Here is a 3549-nt window from a genome sequence, read left to right on the forward strand (position 1 = left end):
GGCGGCTCATAATCGAGCGAAGGGCGGCCATCTGCGCGAACGGCTGGTTTCATTCTGCCGCCTCGCTCATCTGGACTGGCGCGGCTATTAAGGCCCGCACCGGGCTGAATTCCCGAATGGCGGCAATCGTATTTTCTCTGTGGCGCGCGATAGCGTAGATTGCGCCGCAATCGTCGCCGATTTCCAGGAACCCGCGCGCCAACCGAGAATAATGCTCGCCCTCGGCAAGGCGACGGAATGTTTCCTCGCGGGCCTTCGCTGCAAGATCGATGTGGGTTGGGTCGCTCATGCGCCGTCCCTCCCCACAATCACCTCAGCGGCATAAAGCGCCAGAAGCGCGGCTTCCGCCCTGCCGTGGTCCTTCTTGCGGGCAAACATTTCGGCACGGCCTGGCCAAAGTTGTAGGGCGCGAGCGCGAGCCTCCTCCTTGTCGGCCGAAAGACCAAAGTGCTTTTTCCACTTGGCCGGCGTAACGAAATGCACCGGGATTTTCAGGGCGGAGACAACGCCGATAACGGTCCCATAAGCCGCCCCGAAATTGAACATGCTGGAGACGCCTTGCCCAGGCATGGCGCCCACGCGCTCGATGATAGCCAGATCTGGGCGCATGATTTCAATGCGACGCGCCAAGGTCGCACCGTCAACGCGACCGTCTGCAAGCGGAGTATCTTCGACGCTCACGGTGTCACGATGCGCGGTGAAATAGAAAGCTCCGGCACCTGACGTACCCGGATCATGCGCATAGATGCAAAGATTATTCATGCCGGCTCCCCGAATGCGAGGAGGGCGATCGTTTCCGCGATATCGCGCGAAATACGGCATTTGCGCGCGATGAAAGCCGCACGAATTTCTTGAATTTTACTGGCGTCTTGGGTAATCTCTGGATTGTTCGCCGCCAAGCAGAACACATTTTCCAGAGCCCGGCCCGCTGCCAGCGAGGCCGGGTTCAGCTTTTTGCAGGCCATATTACTCTGCGGCCTCCATCATTGATGCGCGGATGCGGAGGGTCTTCCATTCCTCCAATGCCGTGCGGAGGAAATACAACCGACCGCGAAGGCGGATCGGCGTCGGGAAGCCAAGGTCTTGGTCTTCCATCCAACGGGAGACAGTACGGCTGGAAACGCCCAACTCGCGGGCGATGGCCGGCTTTGGGATTAGATCGGTTTGTGTGGTGTTCATCAGTTTGCCTTGTCATGGTTTGGCGTGACGTGACATGCCGAGATTCCCACGCTGAGGCAGATGGTTACATTGTGCGCAATACCGTTATGGGTTGCGTTTTTTTGCTCGGCTGGCCTTTCGGTCGGTAATCGCAAATTTTGCCATATGCCAAGGATCGGATTGAACACCAATTGCGAAAAACGCGGTGGTAACGAAATCGAGGAAAGGGCCTTGCGGTCCCAGTTCCTTTTTGGGCCTTGGAATTCTTGCTCCTGCAAACGGAACCTTCCGCGTGGTCGCGTCTGACTTTGCCTTCCCAATGACGGAAAGGGTCGGCTCCTTCCCCGTTAATGTCGCATAAGCGTTGGCGAGCATTCTGGCGACGACCTGGTCACGCCGGTGTTGCGAGCGACCTTCATCTGAAGTTTCTACAACCATGGCGCCGTCGCAGGCTTCCGTGACTATGCGCAAGGTTTCGATAAGCGCGGGCGCATCAAAGCTCGCTTGCCTCAGCGTTTGAGGAAATTTAATTCTCAACGCGCCAACGTCTATCGCGGTTCTTGAATTCGCCAACGCTTCAATCGTCGGCTTGTGCAGCGTCTCAAGGCGTTCGGCAAGCTTGTGAAGGCTCTTGTTCGTTAATGAACGGGGATTGATCATCCTTTGCGCAAGGCCTAACGCCCGTTCTCTAATCTCGGCAATTTCCTTCGTTGTCGTGACCGTGTCGCATGTTCGAAAGGCTAGACGAGTGCGGGCATTGGGTTGTGGGTCAGCCCGCATCGCCAAAACGACATGCTCAACGATGCGAGGAATTTCATCGTTATTTTGGGTGGCGATCTGAGTATAGTGTGCGCATAGATCGACACGCATTTCGTCCACTGTCCGACGCTGCGAAACCACCAGTTACGTCCTCGCGCTCGCCAACTCGACGACATTGCCCGCAGGCTTGCCGCTCACGATCTCGTCCAGCCGCCGCGCCCAAGCCTCAAGCGCCGCGCGTTTTTCCTCGGCGAAATTGTGGCGCTGATAAATCCCCACGATGCCGGCGCGCGAGCCGGAGACGTGACCGAGGATCGCCTCGGTGACTTCAAGGCGCGTCCCGAGCCTCTGCAAATTCGTTGCGACGGTTCGCCGAAGATCATGAAGCAACCAATGTGCGGGCGCCGCGAAGTCTGCGCCACGCTCCGCTTTCACCAGTTCATAAATTGTTCGGTCGAATTGCTCCTTGGCGCGCGAATATCCCGAAACCGGACGATCTCCGTTCGTCGTGAACAAGAAGATCGGATCCTTTCCCTTCGCAGCAATCTTCGGCAGCGATTCGATGATTTTGATTGCGGCGTCGCAAAGAGGAATCTCATGCGCCGCGCCGGCCTTCATCCTCGCCGGCGGAAGTACGAGCATTTTGCGATCGGCATCGAATTCGGTCCAGCGCGCTTCGCCGATCTCGTCGCGGCGCGCGCCGGTGAGCAGGAGCAACTGCCCAACCTTGCCGAACGGCCAGCTAGCCATTTCAAAGGCTCTCCACGCCCATCTGATTTCGTCGTCGGACAGAACGCGGTCCCGCGCCTGCTCCTGCGTCGGAGCCTTGAGCCCATTGCAAGGGTTGAAGTCGATTACGCCGCGTTCCTGAGCCCAGTTGCAGAGCTTGCGGAATGTCGCGAAGGTCCGATTGGCCTGGACCTCGGCGCCGCGGGCGATCATGCCGTCGAGCAAGTCATGAACGTCGGCGCGGGCGATCTCGCCGAGCCTCCGACATCGCCAGACCTTCACCACATTGGTGTTGAGAATTCGGTCGTACTCTTTCCAAGTGGATTCGCGGCAGTTGCGCTTCGCATATTTGTCGATGAAGGCCGGGACGATTTTCTCGATCAGATCGGAAACGCGGCCTTCTGACGCTCGAGCCGCCTTTCTGGCGGCGACCTTTTCGGCACCGGGGCTCTCCCCCCTGGCGATCTTTACCAGGGCTTGCCGGGCTAGATCGCGCGCGTCTTTAAGCGGGATGGCGCCGCCGCCGATCGTCAGTTTGCACGACTTTCCAAGATGCCTGTACCGCAGCGCCCAACTCGCCGAGCCCGAGGGCTGCAAGACGTAATAGAGGCCGCCGACTTTGCCATCGGGAATCTCGCGCCGGGCGGAGCCCGGCTTGAAGTTCTGAAGCGCGAGTTCCGTCAAAGCTTTCGCGGGTCCTTTCCCCATCGTCTCTGGCCTATCTTGGAGCAACTGTCGGGCGACTGTTTTTCTGAGGGTAACGCTTAGGGTAACAGAAAATGGGCGTCTTGAGGTGTTACCCCATGTCCAAGACATTAGCTGACATATCTACATTATACAAGAAAACAAAAGGATTTTTAAAGGTGTGCTGTCCGGTTCTGTCTTTGGTCGTCCAACTGAAAA

Annotated in this window: 6 protein-coding genes; all 6 read right to left on the reverse strand. The window is 57.9% G+C overall.

Annotated elements, in window-relative coordinates; all coding sequences use genetic code 11:
- Positions 1-49: 49 nt before the first annotated feature.
- The 6 genes from ACLP2E_RS20445 to ACLP2E_RS20470 all read right to left on the reverse strand — a co-directional run bounded on the left by ACLP2E_RS20445 (position 50) and on the right by ACLP2E_RS20470 (position 3354).
- Complete coding sequence (locus tag ACLP2E_RS20445) at positions 50-289, reverse strand: hypothetical protein (RefSeq protein ID WP_442461143.1); 240 nt, start codon at positions 287-289, stop codon at positions 50-52.
- On the reverse strand, positions 286-762 hold the full coding sequence (locus ACLP2E_RS20450; RefSeq protein WP_442461144.1) for a hypothetical protein: 477 nt from the start codon (positions 760-762) through the stop codon (positions 286-288). Before ACLP2E_RS20450 ends, ACLP2E_RS20445 begins: the two co-directional genes overlap by 4 nt.
- On the reverse strand, positions 759-965 hold the full coding sequence (locus ACLP2E_RS20455; RefSeq protein ID WP_442461145.1) for a hypothetical protein: 207 nt from the start codon (positions 963-965) through the stop codon (positions 759-761). The genes ACLP2E_RS20450 and ACLP2E_RS20455 overlap by 4 nt, the downstream gene beginning before the upstream one ends.
- A 1-nt stretch (position 966) precedes the next feature.
- Positions 967-1179 carry a helix-turn-helix transcriptional regulator gene (locus ACLP2E_RS20460; RefSeq protein ID WP_442461146.1) on the reverse strand — a complete coding sequence of 71 codons (213 nt, stop codon included), beginning with the start codon at positions 1177-1179 and terminating at the stop codon, positions 967-969.
- Positions 1180-1263: 84 nt separating this feature from the next.
- Positions 1264-2028, reverse strand: coding sequence for a hypothetical protein (locus ACLP2E_RS20465; protein WP_442461147.1), 765 nt, complete (start codon positions 2026-2028; stop codon positions 1264-1266).
- Positions 2029-2061: 33 nt separating this feature from the next.
- Entirely contained in the window at positions 2062-3354 is a 1293-nt protein-coding gene (locus tag ACLP2E_RS20470) for a tyrosine-type recombinase/integrase (protein WP_442461148.1), read from the reverse strand.
- Between the last annotated feature and the right edge of the window lie 195 nt (positions 3355-3549).

Origin of the sequence: Rhodoblastus sp. (assembly GCF_052145335.1) — a bacterium.
In the GTDB taxonomy this organism is placed as follows: Bacteria; Pseudomonadota; Alphaproteobacteria; order Rhizobiales; family Beijerinckiaceae; genus Rhodoblastus.